This window comes from Acinetobacter sp. BEC1-S18-ESBL-01 (assembly GCF_014169935.1).
In the GTDB taxonomy this organism is placed as follows: Bacteria; Pseudomonadota; Gammaproteobacteria; order Pseudomonadales; family Moraxellaceae; genus Acinetobacter; species Acinetobacter pittii.
In genome coordinates this window covers 1977001-1997324 of record NZ_AP022302.1, presented here as the reverse complement: position 1 = coordinate 1997324, position 20324 = coordinate 1977001, and the positions used below count along the sequence as shown (strand labels likewise).

18 protein-coding genes and 1 pseudogene are annotated in these 20324 nt (G+C 37.0%); 10 read left to right on the top strand and 9 right to left on the bottom strand.

The annotated features are described in order from the left end of the window. Positions 1–21: 21 nt before the first annotated feature. The 4 genes from H7R46_RS09345 to H7R46_RS09330 all read right to left on the bottom strand — a co-directional run bounded on the left by H7R46_RS09345 (position 22) and on the right by H7R46_RS09330 (position 4673). On the bottom strand, positions 22–1227 hold the full coding sequence (locus H7R46_RS09345; protein ID WP_005069433.1) for an acyl-CoA dehydrogenase family protein: 1206 nt from the start codon (positions 1225–1227) through the stop codon (positions 22–24). Positions 1228–1250: 23 nt separating this feature from the next. Beyond that, on the bottom strand, positions 1251–2534 hold the full coding sequence (locus H7R46_RS09340) for an acyl-CoA dehydrogenase family protein (protein ID WP_086260950.1): 1284 nt from the start codon (positions 2532–2534) through the stop codon (positions 1251–1253). 228 nt (positions 2535–2762) lie between these two features. Further along, positions 2763–4136, bottom strand: a complete 1374-nt coding sequence (locus tag H7R46_RS09335) for an ABC1 kinase family protein (RefSeq protein ID WP_005069430.1) — start codon at positions 4134–4136, stop codon at positions 2763–2765. A 234-nt stretch (positions 4137–4370) separates the two neighbouring features. Then, positions 4371–4673 (bottom strand): hypothetical protein, encoded by a 303-nt coding sequence (locus tag H7R46_RS09330; protein ID WP_005069428.1) that lies wholly within the window; start codon positions 4671–4673, stop codon positions 4371–4373. 189 nt (positions 4674–4862) lie between these two features. Between H7R46_RS09330 and ybaK the strand changes: the two genes are divergently transcribed. From ybaK to H7R46_RS09285, 9 genes are all read left to right on the top strand, one after another. Continuing rightward, positions 4863–5330: a Cys-tRNA(Pro) deacylase gene (gene ybaK / locus H7R46_RS09325; RefSeq protein WP_005069426.1), complete on the top strand. Its 468-nt coding sequence runs from the start codon at positions 4863–4865 to the stop codon at positions 5328–5330. A gap of 157 nt (positions 5331–5487) precedes the next feature. Further along, the gene (locus H7R46_RS09320; RefSeq protein ID WP_005069424.1) at positions 5488–7719 is read left to right on the top strand and encodes a TonB-dependent receptor; all 2232 of its coding nucleotides are present in this window, start codon (positions 5488–5490) and stop codon (positions 7717–7719) included. A 563-nt stretch (positions 7720–8282) separates the two neighbouring features. Next, on the top strand, positions 8283–10430 hold the full coding sequence (gene mtlD / locus H7R46_RS09315; protein WP_005069420.1) for a bifunctional mannitol-1-phosphate dehydrogenase/phosphatase: 2148 nt from the start codon (positions 8283–8285) through the stop codon (positions 10428–10430). A 100-nt stretch (positions 10431–10530) separates the two neighbouring features. Continuing rightward, complete coding sequence (locus tag H7R46_RS09310; RefSeq protein WP_005069417.1) at positions 10531–11157, top strand: 2'-5' RNA ligase family protein; 627 nt, start codon at positions 10531–10533, stop codon at positions 11155–11157. Beyond that, on the top strand, positions 11145–11663 hold the full coding sequence (gene cobU / locus H7R46_RS09305) for a bifunctional adenosylcobinamide kinase/adenosylcobinamide-phosphate guanylyltransferase (RefSeq protein WP_005069416.1): 519 nt from the start codon (positions 11145–11147) through the stop codon (positions 11661–11663). Before H7R46_RS09310 ends, cobU begins: the two co-directional genes overlap by 13 nt. Position 11664: 1 nt before the next feature. Beyond that, positions 11665–12720 (top strand): nicotinate-nucleotide--dimethylbenzimidazole phosphoribosyltransferase, encoded by a 1056-nt coding sequence (gene cobT, locus H7R46_RS09300; protein WP_005069414.1) that lies wholly within the window; start codon positions 11665–11667, stop codon positions 12718–12720. Next, positions 12713–13312, top strand: a complete 600-nt coding sequence (locus tag H7R46_RS09295) for a histidine phosphatase family protein (protein WP_002122157.1) — start codon at positions 12713–12715, stop codon at positions 13310–13312. Before cobT ends, H7R46_RS09295 begins: the two co-directional genes overlap by 8 nt. A gap of 123 nt (positions 13313–13435) precedes the next feature. Next, positions 13436–15004: a histidine-type phosphatase gene (locus H7R46_RS09290; protein WP_005069411.1), complete on the top strand. Its 1569-nt coding sequence runs from the start codon at positions 13436–13438 to the stop codon at positions 15002–15004. Positions 15005–15110: 106 nt separating this feature from the next. Beyond that, a complete protein-coding gene (locus tag H7R46_RS09285) occupies positions 15111–15854 on the top strand; it encodes an adenosylcobinamide-GDP ribazoletransferase (protein ID WP_005069410.1) in 744 nt (247 codons plus the stop codon). 70 nt (positions 15855–15924) lie between these two features. On the opposite strand, the gene H7R46_RS09280 is transcribed toward H7R46_RS09285, so the two are convergent. Together H7R46_RS09280 and H7R46_RS09275 are read right to left on the bottom strand one after the other, a co-directional pair. After that, entirely contained in the window at positions 15925–17034 is a 1110-nt protein-coding gene (locus H7R46_RS09280) for a 3-deoxy-7-phosphoheptulonate synthase (protein ID WP_002122179.1), read from the bottom strand. Between the two features lie 96 nt (positions 17035–17130). Next, positions 17131–18019 (bottom strand): annotated as a pseudogene (locus tag H7R46_RS09275) (sulfite exporter TauE/SafE family protein). Positions 18020–18080: 61 nt separating this feature from the next. Between H7R46_RS09275 and H7R46_RS09270 the strand changes: the two are divergent. After that, on the top strand, positions 18081–18197 hold the full coding sequence (locus H7R46_RS09270; protein WP_002122212.1) for a hypothetical protein: 117 nt from the start codon (positions 18081–18083) through the stop codon (positions 18195–18197). Here H7R46_RS09270 and H7R46_RS09265 read toward each other — a convergent pair. Genes H7R46_RS09265 through H7R46_RS19310 form a run of 3 tightly spaced genes read right to left on the bottom strand, consistent with a single transcriptional unit; the run spans position 18172 to position 20298 of the window. Continuing rightward, complete coding sequence (locus H7R46_RS09265) at positions 18172–18453, bottom strand: hypothetical protein (protein WP_005069405.1); 282 nt, start codon at positions 18451–18453, stop codon at positions 18172–18174. The genes H7R46_RS09270 and H7R46_RS09265 overlap by 26 nt on opposite strands. Next, positions 18450–20006 carry a PepSY-associated TM helix domain-containing protein gene (locus H7R46_RS09260; protein WP_005069403.1) on the bottom strand — a complete coding sequence of 519 codons (1557 nt, stop codon included), beginning with the start codon at positions 20004–20006 and terminating at the stop codon, positions 18450–18452. The genes H7R46_RS09265 and H7R46_RS09260 overlap by 4 nt, the downstream gene beginning before the upstream one ends. After that, on the bottom strand, positions 19999–20298 hold the full coding sequence (locus tag H7R46_RS19310) for a hypothetical protein (protein ID WP_025469821.1): 300 nt from the start codon (positions 20296–20298) through the stop codon (positions 19999–20001). Before H7R46_RS19310 ends, H7R46_RS09260 begins: the two co-directional genes overlap by 8 nt. Positions 20299–20324: the final 26 nt, after the last annotated feature.

Here is a 20324-nt window from a genome sequence, read left to right as displayed (position 1 = left end):
TTAAACTCGCTTGCGATGCTCTTATTTTAATTCACTTGAAGATTTACCAAGCTCACGACGCGCAATAATTAATTGTTGAATTTGCTGAGTACCTTCAAAAATATCAAGAATTTTTGAATCACGTGCCCATTTCTCAAGTAGTTCGTCTTCGTTATAGCCAACACTTGCTGCTAACTCGACACATTTTAAAGTGATCTCGTTACCAACACGACCTGCTTTTGCTTTTGCAATAGAAGCTTCTTTAGAGTTTGGCTTTTTGTTATCAGCCATCCATGTTGCTTTTAACATGAGCAGACGAGCAGCTTCCCATTCAGCCTCCATGCGGTAGATTTGTGCTGCAAGGTTAGAAGCATGCAGATAGGGAGTCGAGTAGTCAGGATCAAGTTGATCTTTAAAAATCTCTTTAATACGCTCTAGTGAAGCTTTCGCACAACCGATTGCCATTGCTGCAACTAGAGGGCGTGTATTGTCAAAAGTTTCCATTACTCCGGCGAAACCTTTAGCAACATCCACTTCGGCATTACCCAAAAGGTTCTCTGCTGGTACACGGCAGTCAATAAAACTGATGACTGCTGTGTCTGATGCTTTAATTCCTAATTTATGTTCGAGACGTTCGACCTTCATGCCAGGCGTATCTTTGGGTACCACAAATGATTTAATAGCTGCACGGCCAAGTTTGCGATCAAGTGTGGCCCAAACAACGACAGAGTCTGCTCGTTCACCTGAGGTCACAAAAATCTTTTCACCATTTAGAATGTAGTCATTGCCATCTTTGGTTGCTGTGGTACGGATAGCGGCAGAGTCGGAGCCACAACCCGGTTCGGTGATGGCCATTGCTGCCCATGTTCCTTTGAACCGTTCTAATTGCTCATCATTTGCGACAGCAGCAATTGCTGAGTTTCCAAGGCCCTGACGAGGCATACTCAGTAATAAGCCTGTATCGCCATAACACATCTCAATAATTCCAAGAGCGGTCGACATGTTGGTTCCATTGCGAATACCTTCATTGTCGGTATCACCGCGCTTTCCAGCACCCGCAGCACCAGCATTAATTCCTTCACCACCTTCATTCATGCCATCGATGAGAGAGGCGAGCATATCAAGTTCTTTTGGATATGCATGTTCAGCTTTATCATATTTGCGAGAAATAGGGCGTAATACATTGATCGCAACATCATGTGCTTGATCAATCATCATTTTGAATTTTTTAGGATTTTGTAAATTCATTAAAGTATCCTCTGATTGATCTTTTAAGCATGTAAGCCAGATTGTAAAATTGCAGTAGCCCGTAAATCGCGGTACCAACGTTCAACAGGATGTTCTTTTGTGAAACCATGTCCACCAAGAATTTGCACACCGTCTGTGCCAATTTTCATGGATTTTTCAGCACAAAGTAGATGGGCTAAGTAAGCTTCGCGGTGAAATGGCTTGCCTGACTCTGCAAGGCTTGCTGCATTTAAAATCAACATACGCATTCCATCAATTTCAATTGCCATATCTGCAATCATGAAAGCGACACTTTGACGATGTGAAATAGGTTCACCGAACGCGGTTCGTTCATTGGCATATTTAATACAGTAAGCTTTTACAGCTTCACATGTACCTACAGCCATTGCACACCACACTAAGTTGCCTAAATCTACAAAGGCTGTGTAATCAAAATCTGTTGCACCTAAACGTAGAGCAGGAGTGTGATTAAAGCGAAGAGTTGCTGTTTCTGTCGCTTTAAGACCCATGGCCGGAGTGTTTTTTATTGAAATTGTTTCATTACACTGCACGACGAATACGTCTGGCTTGCCGTTAAAGTCTGCACTTACTAAAAATACATCAGCTAAATCGCCTAAAATCACTAATGTTTTTTCACCATCAATAAAAAACTGATCATTTTCAAGTGATGCTTTTGTTTTTAAAACATAAGGGTTAAATGCTGGAGTTGTTTCTTGAACAGCAAAAGTTGCTGTAATGTCTGAGTCTTCTGCAAAACATGGTAGGTACATCGACTGAACTTCAGCAGAACCCCAACGTGTGATTGCATTAATAACGCTAAATGTACTGAGTAATCCTGCTGTAAGACTAAAATCACCTTCAGCTAGTTTTTCAGCAATTAATAAGTTACTAACGATATTTTGTTCAGCTGCTACTCCACCGAGTGCTTCTGGAAGTGCATAATAGTTAAGTCCTAAATCTTCAACATATTGCCAAAGACTTTCAGGAAACCGAGCTTCCTGATCAGCATCATGAGCTAACCCCAATAAAACCTCTTGAGCAAATTGAGACATTGCTTCAGAAGTCATTTGTTGTTCTTCGGTTAGACTTAAATCAAATAAATTTTTTTGTTGGCGAGGTAAACGTTGTTGAGAGATTTGTTTGGGCTTAAACGCTTTTTGAGTCTGCGTTAATGCTCTAAAGCCAGCTTTTGAACCTTGATAAAGAGATTTTTCAACAAATTTACGCAACTTGAGTTGATCAAGTACATCGCTTCCAGCCAATCTGGTGATCAGCGATAAACCCAAACCCTGAGCTTTATTGATCATACTTGTCATGATTATGGTGTCCTAACACATTGTTATTGTTTTATGCTGACACGCCTTATATTAAAAAACTATGTCGTTACTGACATTCGAAAAATGAGTAGATAAATGGTAAATAGAAAATAAGAAAATTATAAGTTTTTGATTTTATTTATTTAAAATAATTGTAATGTTGAGGAGCCGAGAAGGATTGACTAGAATGACATGGAATCATTCTAGTCTTTCATTAAATCAAGCAAAGTTACGAATCATACGTCGCACATTGGTTTTTGCATCAATAACCGTCATAAATGTGTAGGCTCCAATGAATTTACGGCTAATAAACATAAACTCTTTTGGCGGAACTGAAAAATAACGTGAAGCCATTGATTTACTAGCTTGTTGCATAACACGGCTATGAAGCTGGCTTTTCTTCCAGTCATAACGTTCGTGTTCATCCATAAGACCAGCGGGCATATCTGGGTTATTTGCAGGAGTACTGAATGCTTCTGTTGCAAGTAAAAAGACATCAGCCATACCTGGTTTAATACTTTCAGGCATCGCATCAAAGAACTCGTAACCAGTCATGGCTTTGAGCATTGCATCTTTATTATGTTGATAACCTGCCTGAATGAGTTGACGGGCAACTGATAGCAAGTGTTCATCAAACTGGCGAATAGCACCAAAATCTAATAATACAATTTTGTCTTGAATGTCTTGGCCATTACCTAAACGAACAAGGTAATTACCAAAGTTAGGGTCAGTTTGCATTTCACCCCATTCAAAAATTTCACGAACCGCAATCTCTAATGACGCTTCACCGAGTTGATTACGACGTTCTTGAGGTAATGACAACATCACAGGGCTATTAATTGGCACACCACGTTCAAAAGTCATGCAGAGCACTTGATTTGTGCAATATTCATCTACAATTGTAGGAACAATATAGCGCTCATCATCTTTTAAGCGTTCACCAAAGCGACGAGTAGTGGCAGCTTCAACATCATAGTCAACTTCACGATGCATCATTTCACGTACTTCATCAAACCACTGATCAAATTCACGGGTTTGTGGAACCATACGCGTCAGTTTAAGCATGTTTTTAAACAAGCTCATATCGGAGTCAATAGCATTTGCAACGCCCGGATATTGAATCTTTAAAACTAACTCTAAACCATCTGATTTACGCGTTGCACGGTGTACTTGTGCGAGAGAGGCCGTACCAATTGGCTCATGATCAATTGTTAAATCATTTAATTTAGCGCCCAATTGCTCTTGAAGGTGTGGCTTAATTGCAGGCCAATCTAAAGCAACTGTCTGGTTATTTAAGGTGTTTAATGCTTGTGTAATTTCTTCAGGTAAAAAATGTTCACCATAAAGGGCCATCATTTGGCCAATCTTAACAATAGAACCCTTAAGTTTACCTATTTCAGAAACCAGATAATTAGCTTGCTCGCTCATCGCTTTTTTGCGTTTCTTTTCTTTTTCTTCCTCATTAGAAAATAAAGAAGAGGCACTTGCAGTTGCCCAACGTGTTCCTGCAAGTAAAGAAGCTTTCGCGATTGATAAGCGTCGATCCATGGAAGAAGTTTTTAAACTCTTAAGCTTATCTTTCTGATTTGACATGAAAATAGAATCCTATGCGCATCATGCAGCCAAACGCTGGTGATCTAAAATTGTAACGAATATTACATGTTTTGAGCGTATTAAAATAGTTCTCTCAGACTGAATGATCAGTCGAAATGGCTATCTTTATTTCATTAACTTTAAAATAGCCTAAGCAATTTTAAAATTTAAGAAACTTACAGCGTTCAGGTGAGTAAAACTAGGGTAAAAACGGATCTTTCACAAAAACTTAAATTACATTTTAAATTGGATCTTCAATTCAGACTTTTGCATTAAGTGAAGGCGATTGGACTGAATATGCAGTAATAACATTTGTTTGACTGAATCATGCATAAAACCAAGTGCATGAGCTTTTACAATAATAATGCTGGGTAAGGTATAGAAAAAATACTTAACATCCTCGAGTGTTGCATTATTAAAGATGCCTTGTTCAATTAACGTCTGCTGTAAAAACTGCTTTTCATTTAAGACATAATCTGAAGATTCATCCCAAAAACGGTGACGCATAGCCATCAGATTGTTGTGTTTATAACTCATAAAATTGTCAGCTCAGACTTAAATCTAAATAAAATATATGGAGTCGAGCCATGAATATCAAGTTGAGATTATTTTTTATTCAGTTGCTGTTTGATTTTTTATGTAATTCTTGTAAATAGCCTAAGCAAATTTAAAAAATTTTCTAAAAAAACTATAATCCAAATAATTTCATCTATAACACTACTTATTATGACTCCTGCATGTAGACTGTTAAAAAGTAATAAAATCGAATTTTCTATTCATGAATATGAACATGATTCAAATGCTAAAAGTTTTGGATTAGAAGCAGCAGAAAAACTAAATTTAGATGTAAGGGAAGTATTCAAAACATTGATGGTTAGCGATGATAAGAATTTTTTTGTTGCAGTATTGCCAGTTAATCACCAATTAAATTTAAAAAAAGTAGCTATGGCGTTTGGCTGTAAAAAATTGCAAATGGCTAATCCTAAAGACGCTGAACGTTTAACAGGATATTTGGTCGGAGGGATTAGTCCGTTAGGTCAAAAGAAGCGCTTAAAAACCGTTATTGATGCATCTGCACAAGAGTTCAGCAAAATCTATGTGAGTGGAGGAAAACGGGGACTAGATATTGGCTTAAACCCGAAAGATCTAGCACAACTCTTAAATGCTCAATTTGTTGATGTACTTGATGAGTAAAATAAATCTTTTTCTTATCTCATTAAATTAACTAATTTTAAGATAGGTAGTATTAAATCAAGTTTTTTAATAAAAACAATTCTCATTATTATTTATATTTAGTATTATTCCGAGCCTTATAACTATCTAATAACTTTTGGGTTTGGAGAAAGGGAAAATGCATCAATACAAAAAGGTTGGGGCTAACTCAAATCATCTGATGTGTGCTGAATCACGGTATTTTAAATTAAAACCTTGTTGTATTGCTCTAGCAGCAATATTTGCGCAGCAGGTTTATGCAAATACAAATATTGAAAAGGCAGCCCTTAATAATCAACCGACACAAAAGCCTGTAGCTCAATTGCAAAAAATTATAGTGACGGCGACAAGGACGCCCAAAAATATTGCTGAAATTGCAGGCACAGTTCAAACGATTGAAAAGCAGCAAATTGAACAACAGGCAACTGCTGGACGAAAAATTGCCGATATATTGGCTCAGTTGGTTCCATCACTTGGGGTGAGTAGTGGAACAACTACCAACTATGGGCAAACAATGCGTGGTCGTGAGGTCATGATTATGATTGACGGCGTATCGCAAAATGGCTCACGCGATGTTGCTCGGCAACTAAATAGTATTAGTCCAGGCATGATTGAACGTATTGAAGTTCTTTCAGGAGCTACAAGTATTTATGGATCAGGTTCTACCGGCGGGATTATTAATATTATTACGAAACGTGCTGATTCGACTAAACCAGTAAGTTTTGAAACTAAACTTGGTATTACGTCTTCCGATACATTTCGGAGTGATAGTCTAGCTTATGAAATTGGCCAATCCATTTCATTTAATAAAGATAATGTAAATGGTTTTTTAGGGGCTAATTTCACTAGTCGCGGATCTCAGTTCGATAGCCATGGTGATCGTATTGCTATAGCACCTATGCAAGGTAGCCGTCCTGATACTGATACAATTGATATTAATAGTCGTATAAATATAGATTTAACTGATAACCAATCACTAAGTTTGGGTTCGCAATATTATAAAGATGAACAAGATACGAATTATGGTCTTGATTATGGGAAAAATTATATTTATGGAGGAGCGCCTAACTCATATATTGGGAAAAAGGGTTTAGAAATATCTAATCAGCCTTTTACAGAGCGCTATGCATTCAACACTCAATACCAAAATAAAGATATTTTAGGTCAGGTCTTAAATTTAGAAGGATATTACCGTAAAGAAGATGCTCGTTTCTTTCCAGTCTTTTTAGGAGGGGAAGGTACAGAAGCAAAACAATCTCAATCTGAAATCGAAGTGGCTGGTCTGCGCTCAACAGTACAAAGTGATTTAAATATTATGAATCGTGAGCTTAATCTAACTTATGGCTTAGATTATGAACATGAAAAAGATCATCAATACTACGAGCATTTCACAGCATTTAATACAGGTTTGACCTATAAACCTACAGGTAAAACTTCCGATGCCGGTCCAAATACAACAATTCAAAGTGCTGGCGTTTTTATACAAGGTGATTACGCTTTAACAGACCGTATGAATGTCCAGGCTGGTACTCGTTACCAATATATTAAAGCTGAAACAGAACAGTATTCGACTAAAAATGGGATACAACCAAGCGGATCTGTAAATGACGATGCTGTTTTATTCAATTTGGGAACGATATATAAATTAACAGATGAGCAGCAAATATTTGCTAATTTCTCTCAAGGTTTTAGCTTTCCAGATGTACAACGGATGATGCGTGATGCATTTAATATATCAACCGCTAATATCCAACCTATTAGTGTAAACAGCTATGAATTAGGCTGGCGTTTACAAGGAGAGCAGAGTCTAAATCTAGGTATAACGGGTTTCTATAATACCTCAGACAAAGTTGTTCAATTCTACAAGAACAGTAATAAAGAAACTGTTGCTGAGGTTATGGACAAAGACCAGCGTGTATATGGTGCTGAACTAACGGCGACCTATCCATTTATGGAAGAGTTTAAAGTTGGGGGAACACTTGGTTATACGCGAGGTCAATATAAAGATACGGATGGTAAATGGAAAGAATTGAATGCTTTTCAAGTTTCACCAATAAAAGGTACGGTTTTTGCCGAATGGAGTAGCGATGAGGGTTATGGCGCTCGTGTGCAAATGCTTGCTATAAAAGGTACAAATGAAGCAGTAAAAGATGGTTCACTTTCAGCTGTAAAAATTAAAGGCTATAGCACGATGGATGTTTTGGCTCATTTTCCAGCTTGGAAAGGACGTATAGATTTTGGTGTATATAATGTTTGGAATAGAGACTATCGAACTGTCTATAGTCAACAAGCAGAAAAAGTATATGGTCTTGTAGAAAGTATACCAGCTGAAGGACGTACTTACGGCCTCAGTTATACATTTAATTATTAATGTGAAGTGAGATAGGGAATATCTATAAATCATAGGTATTCCTTAATAAATTTAAAAAAATAATAAAATAAACTTGCATTATTAAATGCAAATGATTATCATTATCTATATTGAAGGTTGAGAAACGTTCTAGTAATTAAGATTAACGTCTACTACTGTAATGCTAAGTTTTAGGCGATTTAAAGTTATACCAGAGACTCCAATAACAATGGTGTTGAAAAAGGTGAGTTGATTCCTGGTATGTGACACCTGCGCGACATTATAAAAATATGCGGGTGCAAGTAGCGGTAAATGGAACTAAGAAAAATAAATACTATCAGCGCAACAAAAAGAACTAATCAAAAGCAGCAGGCGAGGATGGCCTGCTGCTTTTGTAGTTAAAGTTAATTTCATAGTTATTTATACATTTCAACTATTTTGGATATTTAACTCTACACAGTAACAGATCGATTATATTTTTGATTAAAAAATAACCACTAATGTTTCATTTATTAACATCCTGCCTTTTTAGCCGTTTTTTTGTATACCCTGAATAAAACATGATCAAAAAAAGAGGTAAAAACGTGCTTATTTTTCATGGAAAACCTGTTCACGGAGCTATCTTCGATATGGATGGGACAATGTTTGACACTGAGCGATTACGGTTTCAAACATTGCAACAGGCATCTCAAGAACTCATTGGACAGGAGTTTTCACACGAATATTTAATGCAATGTTTAGGTTTAAGTGCAACTACTGCTGAGCAATTGGCGCAACGTCTATATGGCGTAAATGTTCCATATAAAGAAATTCGAAAAAAAGCTGATGAGATGGAACTCGAATATATTCGAAAACACGGCGTACCTATCAAAAAGGGTTTAGTTCAAGTTTTAGAGCGTTTACGAAAATCGGGTTTAAGAATGGCTGTTGCGACTTCAAGCCGTAGGGCAATTGCTGAAGAATATTTAATTAATGCGAATGTTTATAAATTTTTTGATGTGATTACCTGTGGTGATGAAGTAGAGCAAGGAAAGCCGCATCCAGAAATCTTTTTAAAAGCTGCTAGTCAACTTCACTTGGACGCTAACCAGTGTCTTATGTTTGAAGATTCTGAAAATGGTTTAACTTCAGCTCACACTTCAAAAGGTTTAACGATTTTATTAAAAGATATTAAAGAACCAAATGACGAAATGCTGGAAAAAGCACATTTTTATTATGATCAGATGTATGACTTTTTAACCGATCTCGACCAATTTATCCCTGTTATGGACATGCCAGAAATGCAGGAAACTTTTCCGCAAAGTCTGAATCAACTGACAGTGGGAATACATGGTTTCGGTGCTATTGGCGGTGGTTATGTAGCGCAAATCTTGTCACATTGGGATGGGTACACAAAACCAAAAAGAATTATTGCTTCAACACGTAATAGTCTTTTTCGAGAAGCCGTAAATGCATTTGGAACATATAGCATTCGCTATGGGCAATTTTCTTATGATGAACGTATTGAGAATATGACCATTGTTGATTCTGAAAATGAACAACAAATGTTGGAGATGTATACCCATTCAAGTTTGATCGCACTGTGTTTACCCGAACAGGCCATCGAAGTTGAGGCAAAAATAATCGCAAAAGGGCTATATGCACGTTTTAACTCATCACTTGAAACATGTATTGAGCCGTTAACTTTTCTAATTATTTTAAATAAAGTCGGCGCGAAATATTTAGTTATGAAACATCTTAGAGAAGCTCTATTAGAATTGACCAACGATGAAGATGTGACTGAGCATATTTTAAAAGAACATTACTTTTGCGACACCGTTGTAAATCGCATGGTTTCAAAATTATCTAATCAAAATTTATATCGCCAACTTCGTATTAAGCATAATTTCCTTGAACAGCATTTAGAAGATGTTGAATACGAAGAACAAATCGAAATTGAAGACTGTAATAAACTGACTCAAGACCAGCAAAACCAAGCATCTTTATATGTCGATAACATGCGCCGTAATTTCCAGCCAGGCCATATATTACAAAGCATGGACTTGATTCTGTTTCATAGCGAAACGGATATGCCAATTTATGTAGAAAAAGGCAGCCCTTTACTTGAAAAGTTGCGTCAAGTTGTCTTGGTGAATCAGATTACAGATATTCAATTAATCAAAAACCGACTATGGAATGGCGTGCATGCCATGCTTGCTTGGTACGCATCTTTACTAGGTTATGATTCTATTGGCGTCGCAATGGGGGATCATTCAGTTAAAGCGTTTGCAGAAAACTTAATTAGAGAAGTAAAGCAAGGGCTTGCAATTGTATTACCTAATTATGCAAAAGATCTGGACCGCATGGCACAAAGTTTTCTAGACTCATGTGAATATGCATTTAAAGACCCTTGTCAAAGAGTGGCAAGAGATCCACTTCGCAAATTAACTCATAATGAAAGAGTAATTGCATCAATTGAGGTAAATATTAATTATGATTTGCCTTATAAAAACCTATTAAAAGGTGCTGCTTTAGGTTATGCCTATGCGATTCAATTTTTAGAAATTAAAGAGACTAAGGCATTTAAACATTTACACGAGCAAGTTAAAAAACTGGATATGAGTTCTGCTCAAAAAGCACAACTTGAAGTTGAGTTAACGCAATTAGTTCAATATTTATTCTCTGAACAAGGTAAACAGCCTTTAAACATGAATATTACCAATTCAAAAAATGCGCCTACTCAATATGCCTAAATTCTTTTAATTATGCTCTACAACTGAAAGGCAAACATGCTTTAATACAAAAATTGAATGATTTTGAATTAAAGCTGTGTTGCTAAAACCCTCGACGTTCATGGTGCCAACATCTATACGTGATTATCCCGAATGGCATCTTGGACGGCAAAATTATGCATTGTGGTATTTAGAAATTAATGATCAAAAAATAGTTGATTATTTAGATGCCTTGCGCGCGCATTTTTCAGAATTCTTATTAGAACCTAATAGTCGTCAATATCATATCACGCTGTTTATATGTGGATTTTTAGACCACGAAACCAAAGTCTATAGTGATGACTTTATTTTTGGTGAATTTGAGCAGCAAAAAGAAATCTTAAGAAAAGAAGATTTTGCTCCGTTTCATTTAAAAATTGGTTCAATCGATAGCTTTAGTAGTGCTCTATTTGTAGAAATAGGAGATACCGAAAATATCTTATTTCAGATACGCCAAAAGTTAGGTTTAGTTTCTAATGAAATTGCAGCTTTAGAATATTGTCCGCACATCACTTTGGGGTTGTATAAAACAGACTATAGTAGTGATTTGATTTTACAAAAAATTTCTGAATTACCTGTACAATATAAACAGGCTGAATTTGACCTTAAAGTTGAGCATTTAATATTTGGTTATTATCAAGCTCAAACTTTACAAGGTAAGTTATATCCGTATCAGCATTTGTTTTTAGGTGATTCATGTTGCAACTGATTTTGGGTGGAGCCCGTTCCGGCAAAAGCCGACTGGCTGAACAAACGGCAATGGATAGGCAATTAGCTGTCACTTATGTTGCAACGGCGCAAGCGCTAGATTCTGAAATGCAAAGTCGAATAACACATCATCAAAATCAGCGTCCTTCTCACTGGTCCTTGGTTGAAGAACCTTTATATTTAGCAAAGATTCTGCAAAAAATTGATAGACCTAATCAAATTATTCTTGTGGATTGTTTAACACTTTGGCTAACCAATTTGTTACTTTTAAAAGATCAAAATGTTCAACAACTTGAGTGTGAGCAACTATTAAAAGTTTTACCCACGCTTCAGTCAGAAATTATTTTAGTAAGTAATGAAACGGGTTTAGGCGTTGTGCCACTCGGTGAGATTAGTCGTCGATTTGTCGATGAAGCAGGCAGACTGCATCAGAGTTTAGGGCAAATTGCAGATAAGGTTGTGTTTTGTGTGGCTGGTTTTCCAATGATTTTAAAAGGTGAGAAATAAAATGAACTGGTGGTTACAATCTGTACAGCAACCTGATGTGGACGCAAAACAACAAGCTGAGCAACACCAGCTTCAACTGACCAAACCTACAGGTGCTTTAGGTGATCTAGAACTGATAGCAGTTAAGCTTGCCAGTTTACAGTCAAATGCACATCCATACATTAACCATCCATGGATTACAGTTTTTGCTGGCGATCATGGCGTGGTTGAAGAAAATATCTCTGCATATCCTCAAGCCGTTACCCGTCAAATGTTACAAAACTTCACGACTGGTGGTGCAGCAATTAGTGTCATTGCCAAATATCATCAAGCTCATTTACAAGTGATTGATTGCGGTACAGTTGGTGAAGCATATGAATATGCAGGGGTTGAACGTCATTGTATTCGTGCCGGCACAGCAAATTTTGCCAAACAAGCTGCAATGAATGCAGATGAATGTCGTGCTGCTTTAGAGTTAGGTAAAAACAGTGTAGACACGGCCAAATCTAAAGGTGTAGATATTTATATTGCTGGTGAAATGGGTATTGGAAATACCTGTTCTGCTTCTGCCTTAGCTTGTCTTTTATTAAATGATACTGCCGAGCAATTAACCGGAGTTGGTACAGGAATTGGTGCCGATCAGTTAAGACATAAAATTGAAGTAATTGAAAAGGCAATTGAACTTCACCATAAACATGTTACTGGCGATGCGTTCAAAACACTGTGTGCAGTTGGTGGATTGGAAATTGCGGCAATTACAGGTGCTTATATCCGCTGTGCGCAGGTGGGCTTACCTATCATTGTGGATGGTTTTATTAGTTCGGTCGCTGCTTTATGCGCAGTGCGGATGAACTCTAAAGTGCGTGACTGGATGCTTTTTGGCCATCAATCGGCAGAATATGGCCACCAACGTATTTTACAAGAACTCAATGCTGAGCCGATTTTAAAAATGAATTTACGTTTAGGTGAAGGTAGTGGTGCTGGCGCTGCTTTGGCATTGGTTAAAATGGCATGTGTATTACACAACCAAATGGCTACCTTTGCTCAAGCTGCTGTAAGCGGGGATAAAATTGGGTAAATTTAGAATTGATTTGCTCAGACATGGCGAAAGTCAATATAGCCATACTTTACGTGGCCATTTAGATGATGAGTTAACAGCAAAAGGTTGGCAGCAAATGCAGTCAACCATTGAGCAAGTGACTAATCAGGCATGGGATGTCATTATAAGTTCATCATTAAAGCGTTGTGCTTGTTTTGCTGAGCAACTTGCGAAGACAACTCAGCTGCCTTTACTTCTAAATCATGACTTAAAGGAAATGTATTTTGGTGATTGGGAAGGCGTCTCAACTCAGCAAATTTATGAAACTTCACCCGAATTACTTGCAAATTTTTGGCAAAAACCTAGTCAATATTGTCCACCTCGCGCAGAAACATTAAACCAGTTTCAAATAAGGGTCCTTAAAGGCTTTCAAGATTTGCTGAAGCATATGCAAAAGCAAAACTTACAGCATGCACTGGTTATAACTCATGGCGGTGTAATTAAGCTATTGGCTTGCTTAGCCAGACAACAGCCTCTAGATGACTTACTTAAAATGCCGGCAGAACTTGGGAAATTATATTCTCTTGAATTTTCTGAAACAGATGGTCAATTAACTTTTATATTAAGATAGTAGTTTTATATTTTTATACACTTGTAAGTTATTATTTTTACAATATTATTTTAGCCTGTGTAATAGAACTGTCATTGCTAAAAACTAAGCTATTGGCATTTCTTATAACCACTCATCTGACTTATGAATATTTTATTTAAAATGACTGTGCTCGCCGCATCACTATTACTCGTTGCGTGTAACGATAATGATGATCAAGAAGCTCAAACTGCACCATCCACAAACCAATCAAAATATTATCAAACAAAAACGCCTTACCAACCGCAACAAGAAATAAAAAACTATGAACAAACACCGAATGGATTCCAGCCAGTTTTTACAGAGCTAGTGGCACGTCACGGTTCAAGAGGTCTCTCAAGTCTGAAATATGATTTGGCACTTTATAATTTATGGAAACAGGCAAAAGCAGAAAATGCCTTAACACCATTAGGTGAGCAATTAGGTGCTGATTTAGAAGCCATGATGAAGGCAAATATCTTATTAGGTTATGGTGTGGAAGGGATCCGCCAGTACGGTTATGGGAATGAAACCATGACTGGTATTTTAGAACACCGCGGCATTGCCGATCGCTTATTACAGCGCTTACCAACTCTTTTAAACTCGCAAGCATCTATATTGGTACAAAGTTCTGGAGTGGATCGTGCTGTAGATAGTGCAAAATTCTTCACTGCTGAACTCATCAAACAACGACCGCCACTGAAAGATAAAATTGTTCCATTGTCTTATACCAATTTATCGAGTGAAAGCGTGCCAAGTGTTGAAGATGGTGGCGTTGATCGTTTCAAACTCTATTTTCATAGTTTGAATGCAGACGAAGACTTAGTTCAACCCTTGAGTGCTAGCCAACAAAAAATTTATGATGCTAGCCAGGCCTATCAAGATTTTGAAGAAAATAATAAAGATTTAGCACAAAAGTTAGATGAGTTATCGAAAAATACCGAGGCTGAAAAAACAGCTCAAACAGTGCTCAGCCCGATTTTTAAAGCAGACTTTATTAAAAAACTTGGTACAACAGGTTATAGTTTTAGCAACACTGGATCTTTTACAGTCACCTCACCTAAAGGTGAGCAAATTACAGAAAAAGGTAAGGGCAAAAATACGATTGCTAGTGCAGTAGATGCAGCAGCTTATATTTATGAGCTCTATTCAATTTCTGGTGGTATGAAAGATGAGTTGAAAGATATTGATTTTAATAAATATATGTCGTTAGACGCTGCAAAATTTTATGCTGAATTTAATGATGCGAATGATTTTTATGAAAAAGGTCCAAGTTTCACAGAGTCAAATCAAGTCACGAGTGAAATTGCCCAAGGACTCAAACAGGACTTGTTCCAACAAGTTGATGCGGTTGTAAATAAAGCTCAACCATACAAAGCAGTTTTACGTTTTGCCCATGCTGAAATTATTATTCCTCTAGCAACCAGTCTAGATTTACATAATATGATGCAGCCTTTACCACTACGTCAGACTTATAATTACTCAACCAGCGCATGGCGTGGTGAAGTAGTTTCACCTATGTCGGCAAATGTTCAATGGGATATTTACCAAAATAGCCAAGGCTCTACTTTGGTTAAAATGCTTTATAACGAAAAAGAAACTTTGTTCAAATCTGCATGTAACTATGCACGTTATACGCCAACTAGCTTTTACTACGACTACATCAAATTGAAACAGTGCTATCAAATGCAATAGATTTTCAGTTTTTGAAGTCTTTAATGGGAATAGGGATTGCTATTCCCATTTTTATTTCTTCATAATTCAATTTGCTTTTAAATATAGACCAGTTAGAGACTTGGATATGACACCTTTTTGGATTGCATTGCAATTTTTAACTGTTCTGCCTATTGAGCTAAAGACAATGCCGACGGCGCAACAAAATGGTCGAGCTATTTTGTTTTATCCACTGGTTGGGCTGATTATTGGTGGCATACTTTTTATTATTGCCTGTCTTCTTGCCAAATTACCCATTCTTTTGCTTGCTACCATCATAATGACTTTATGGATTTGGCTAACAGGTGGGCTGCATTTAGACGGGCTAGCAGATACGGCAGATGCATGGGTAGGTGGTTTTGGAGACAAACTCCGTACTTTACAAATCATGAAGGATCCAAGTTGTGGCCCAATTGGAGTCCTCAGCTTAGTTATCATATGTTTGCTCAAATTTGCATTGGTTTATGTATTGATTGAACAGCATCAAACGTTATTTTTAGTCATTGTTCCTATCCTTGGGCGTGTGGTGCCATCTATTTTATTCTTAACTACACCATATGTACGTGAAAAAGGTTTAGGGCGTTCTTTGACAGATCACTTACCTAATACAACTTCATGGATAATCACTGGGTTCGTTCTACTATTACCTTTGTATTGGGAGTTGCAAGGGCTCATCGCCATTATTAGCTTTTTGATCAGTCTGGTTTATTTAAGACATCTGTTTATTAAAAGAATTGGCGGTATTACGGGGGATACTGTCGGTGCAGCGATTGAGCTAAGTGAAACCGTGCTACTCTTTGCTTTTAGTGTGAGTTATTTTTATTTAGTTTGATTTGAATTTCACCCAAAAATAAAAAAGCCCTCAAAAATGAGGGCTTAATTTTCAATCTTAAAAAGATGAATTAGCGGTTTGGTAAAACTTCTTTTAAAACTTCATGCATTTCAAGCAATGTCTTTTCAGTAGTTTCCCAGTCAATACAGCCATCAGTTACTGATTTACCATATTCTAAATCACAAAGATTTTCAGGAATATCTTGGCGGCCGCCTTTTAAGTGACTTTCGACCATAATACCTACGATTGACTTGTTACCATCTAAAATTTGTTCAGTAATATTTTTAAGAACAAGCGGTTGTAAGTACGGGTCTTTATTTGAGTTAGCATGGCTCGCATCAATCATGATTTTGTTGCTCACTTTTGCTTTTGCTAAAGCATTTTCTGCTTCCGCAACAGAGCCAGCGTCATAGTTCGGTTTGCCATTACCGCCACGTAATACAACGTGTGCATAAGGGTTACCATTTGTATTAATAATTGAAACTTGGCCATCTTCATTTAGGCCTAAGAAACTATGGCCATATTTAACAGATTGCATCGCATTGGTTGCAACAGTTAAACCACCATCTGTACCATTTTTAAAACCAACTGGTGAAGATAAGCCAGAAGACATTTCACGGTGAGTTTGGCTCTCGGTTGTACGTGCACCAATCGCAGACCATGAAATTAAGTCTTGGTAGTACTGTGGAGAGTTAGGATCGAGTGCTTCAGTTGCACATGGCAAACCTTTTTCATTTAACTCAAGCAAGAGTTTACGACCAATACGTAAACCTTTTTCGATGTTAAATGAGTCGTTCATATCTGGGTCATTGATTAGGCCTTTCCAACCAATTGTTGTACGTGGTTTTTCAAAATAAACACGCATAACTAGATATAGGGTATCTTTAACCTTTTCGCTTAGCGCTTTTAAGCGATCAGCATATTCGTGAGCAGCTTTTGGGTCGTGAATAGAGCAAGGACCAATAACAACAAACAAACGTTTATCTGAACCATCTAAAATATTACGAATAGTTTCGCGGCCTTTTAGAACAGTTTGCGAAGCAACATCAGATAACGGAAGTTCTGACTTAAGCTCATTTGGTGTTACAAGAGTTTGAATGCTTTTAATATTAACGTCGTCGATATCTGGCTTTGAAACGGAATTTGAATGTGTAGTCATTGCTGTCACTGGTTCGATCATACTAAAGGTTGTTTTGTGTACTGAATATACCATGAAATAATTATGAAAATACTACATCTCATGGTATTTCAGATTGGAAAAATCCTATTGATTTTACTATCTTTCAGTCGAGTTGCCTGTTTTTTTCGGCAACTACTGCTTGTTGTTGTACCACAGGTGCTTTCGGTTTTGCTTTGACTGGATGAACCATAAAGTTAACACCGAGGGCAAATAGGGTAATCCCTAGAATTTTTCGGATTAAACGTTCAGGCATACGAGAGCTAATTAATGTTCCAATAATAATTGCTGGAATTGAACCCACCAATAACCACATCAGAAGTGTAAAGTCGACGTTACCAGCACTCATGTGTCCAAGGCCAGCCACTAAGGTAAGCAATACTGCATGTACAACATCCGACCCAATAATTCGGATCATAGGTAAGTTCGGGAACATAATCACAAGTGCCATGATTCCAAATGCACCCGCACCAACTGATGAAAGAGTTACGAATACACCTAAAATGATTCCCATAATCACGATAAAGCTACGTTTTTTATGGATTGCCAATTGCTCATTTTCAGTTTGGGTAACTTCTTTAGATCTGAATTTATTAAAGAATTTCTCAATGCGCGTACGGAAAATGATGGAAACACCAGTTAAGGTCAACATAAAGCCTAATACCATGGTTAATACAGCTTTATAGTGTGTTGACTGGCTTAAATAATGCTCAAGTACCCATGAAGTAATGAAAGATGCAGGGATACTCCCTACTGCTAGCCATAAAACAATTGGCCAGACAATATTGAGCTTTCGAGCGTGAACCATTGATCCACAAAATTTTGAAATTGCAGCATAAAGTAAATCTGTACCAATCGCGATATGAGGTTCAATTCTAAAAAGGCTAATTAAAATTGGTGTCATTAATGATCCACCACCAACTCCTGTAATCCCTACACAGAAACCAACTAACATACCCGCTAAGATAAATTCAAAAGCACCAGACATCTTTATCGCCACTTATCACGAAACGCAGATATCTTATTCCTTTTAGAGATAAACAGTTGTCATGAATAATGATTTACTTATGCAAAAAAAAGCTAAGCAACGAAAATTTTGCTTAGCTTGTACTATTTTTCATCATTTTTTAAAGAAAATGATTATTTTGATGACTTTAGTGGGTTAATTAAAAGTATAAGAATAAAAGTTAATGGCGTTGCAAAGATCCACCAACTGACAAAACCAATTGAAAATTTATATTGTTGAATAAGAATAAATGCACATAAACCAAATAGCATGAATGCAGCTATTTTAGAGTGCCGGTAATATTTTTGAGCTAATGATTTGAAATGACCTGTTGATTTCGGCGATCGATATTTCTCGCTCGCTATAAACAACAAATACATCCCTAATAAAATTAAGATGAAAGCTATAAGAATCATGAGCTCACCTCAGTATTTAATTTATTCAGCTTTTTTTGAATTTTTTCTAAGGCTTTATGCTGGATAGGCTGAATCTTGCAGAATATAAAAATGGCTAATGCTGCGAAGATCCACAAAAATACATCTACACGTGCAAAGGTCCAATAATCACTGAGGCTTTGAACATACTCATGTTTAAGTAAATAAATTAGATTTAAGATTGGAAGTGAAAGACACAGCATAATAAAAACGCTAAGTTGAGTTCGCCACAAATGCTGTTTTTTAGTGATTAATGCAATGATTAAGCTGATTAGCCAAACCAAGAAAAAGCTATAAATTTCATAATTAATTGTGGTTGAAGTGACTGTAAATAATCGATTAGCGCTTAAGTAGGCGACAGTTGCACAAGGCAATCCAACAAATGCCGCAACATTTAAACGGTCAACTAAGTAGCGCCCGAAATGAAACTTACTATTCTTATTTTGAATTTGACGTTTAAGACTCCAAAGTAACAAACCAGAGGCAATCATTACACAGCCTAAAATGCCTGAGAAAAAGAATCCTAAACGAAGTAAAGGCTGAGCAAATGTTGCCATGTGCAGGCCATAAACACCCGCATTTAGCGTGGCAATAGGACTATTATTACGTGTATCTGCCAAGACTTTGCCAGTTGAAGCATTTAATGTAATTTGAGGTTGATTACGAGTAATAGTGCGATCTTCTTTTTGAATAAATGTAATTTGAGCTTGATTGGTATTTGGATTTTTTACACTCATTGTTGATAAGGGTTGGTTGCCCCAACTTTGTTGAACTTGGCTCAGCAGTTTCTCAATCGCTAAGTTTTGAGCAGGTTGAATCGATTGATTCTCAAGCACAGTCTTTGTGCGGATTTCGGTAAAATATTGATAAGGGTTTTCAGGGTAAAGTTTTTGCATTCCCCAAGGCAGATATAAATAAAAGAAAATAGCTAAGCCTGTAAATGTAATGGTTAAAAAGAAGGGCAGTGCAACGACTGAAGAAATATTGTGAAAGTCTAGCCACGAACGCTGAGACTTAAATGTACGTAAAGTAAAAAAGTCAGTGAATATTTTTTTATGGGTAATAATGCCTGAAACCAAAGCAATCAGCATAATAAATGCGGCAAGACATACGACTAATCGCCCAACTATTATTGGAATTCCAAAAAGTTGGTAATGGAAACGGTAAAAAAAATCGCCGCCTAAGGTCGCCGAAAGTTGAAGCTCTTTTCCCGTGTTAGCATCAAGTGTGGCATTGCCATAACCGCCGTCAGCTTTTTCCCAATACATAGTGTTGAGGGGACTTTCTGGTGTTGCAACTGTTAAATACCAAGATTTGGCGTCTGGAGCGTTTTCTTGTAAATATTGATATGCTGTTTTAATAGCAATATCTTGCTTTACTTCATATTGGGCAAGTGCAGGCTGCATCCATAAATTAATTTCGTGGCGGTAATAAGACAAACTCCCCATTAAAAAAATGGCAAATACAAGCCACCCAAAAATTAAGCCAGTCCATGAGTGTAGCCATGCCATAGATTGACGTATACCTTTATGCATAACCCACCGTCCGTGTCACAATAAAGAAAAGGGCAAATAGTGCGATTGATAAAATGGTCAGTCGCACTAATGATTGAACGCAGAAACTAACAATTACAAAGACTAGGTAAAATAAAATCGATATAAATGCTGAAAGATAGATAGCCTCAGCTTTGTCCAGATTCAAAAGGAAAATTCCAGTGAGTCCAAGACTTAAATACGCCATACAGGCAAAGCCCATACCGAAAACTAGCAAGAATCGATAGAAAACTTTTATACGATATGACACAGGGAGATTTACAGTTTTGGACATCTTTACTGACACATAAACAAAGAATA

Bases quoted from the DNA above. Each gene is read 5' to 3' on its own strand.
- H7R46_RS09345 (WP_005069433.1), bottom strand. From the start codon at position 1,227: ATGAATTTACAAAATCCTAAAAAATTCAAAATGATGATTGATCAAGCA.
- H7R46_RS09340 (WP_086260950.1), bottom strand. From the start codon at position 2,534: ATGATCAATAAAGCTCAGGGTTTGGGTTTATCGCTGATCACCAGATTG.
- H7R46_RS09335 (WP_005069430.1), bottom strand. From the start codon at position 4,136: ATGTCAAATCAGAAAGATAAGCTTAAGAGTTTAAAAACTTCTTCCATG.
- H7R46_RS09330 (WP_005069428.1), bottom strand. From the start codon at position 4,673: ATGAGTTATAAACACAACAATCTGATGGCTATGCGTCACCGTTTTTGG.
- ybaK (WP_005069426.1), top strand. From the start codon at position 4,863: ATGACTCCTGCATGTAGACTGTTAAAAAGTAATAAAATCGAATTTTCT.
- H7R46_RS09320 (WP_005069424.1), top strand. From the start codon at position 5,488: ATGCATCAATACAAAAAGGTTGGGGCTAACTCAAATCATCTGATGTGT.
- H7R46_RS09310 (WP_005069417.1), top strand. From the start codon at position 10,531: ATGGTGCCAACATCTATACGTGATTATCCCGAATGGCATCTTGGACGG.
- cobU (WP_005069416.1), top strand. From the start codon at position 11,145: ATGTTGCAACTGATTTTGGGTGGAGCCCGTTCCGGCAAAAGCCGACTG.
- cobT (WP_005069414.1), top strand. From the start codon at position 11,665: ATGAACTGGTGGTTACAATCTGTACAGCAACCTGATGTGGACGCAAAA.
- H7R46_RS09290 (WP_005069411.1), top strand. From the start codon at position 13,436: ATGAATATTTTATTTAAAATGACTGTGCTCGCCGCATCACTATTACTC.
- H7R46_RS09285 (WP_005069410.1), top strand. From the start codon at position 15,111: ATGACACCTTTTTGGATTGCATTGCAATTTTTAACTGTTCTGCCTATT.
- H7R46_RS09280 (WP_002122179.1), bottom strand. From the start codon at position 17,034: ATGATCGAACCAGTGACAGCAATGACTACACATTCAAATTCCGTTTCA.
- H7R46_RS09270 (WP_002122212.1), top strand. From the start codon at position 18,081: ATGAATAATGATTTACTTATGCAAAAAAAAGCTAAGCAACGAAAATTT.
- H7R46_RS09265 (WP_005069405.1), bottom strand. From the start codon at position 18,453: ATGATTCTTATAGCTTTCATCTTAATTTTATTAGGGATGTATTTGTTG.
- H7R46_RS09260 (WP_005069403.1), bottom strand. From the start codon at position 20,006: ATGCATAAAGGTATACGTCAATCTATGGCATGGCTACACTCATGGACT.
- H7R46_RS19310 (WP_025469821.1), bottom strand. From the start codon at position 20,298: ATGTCCAAAACTGTAAATCTCCCTGTGTCATATCGTATAAAAGTTTTC.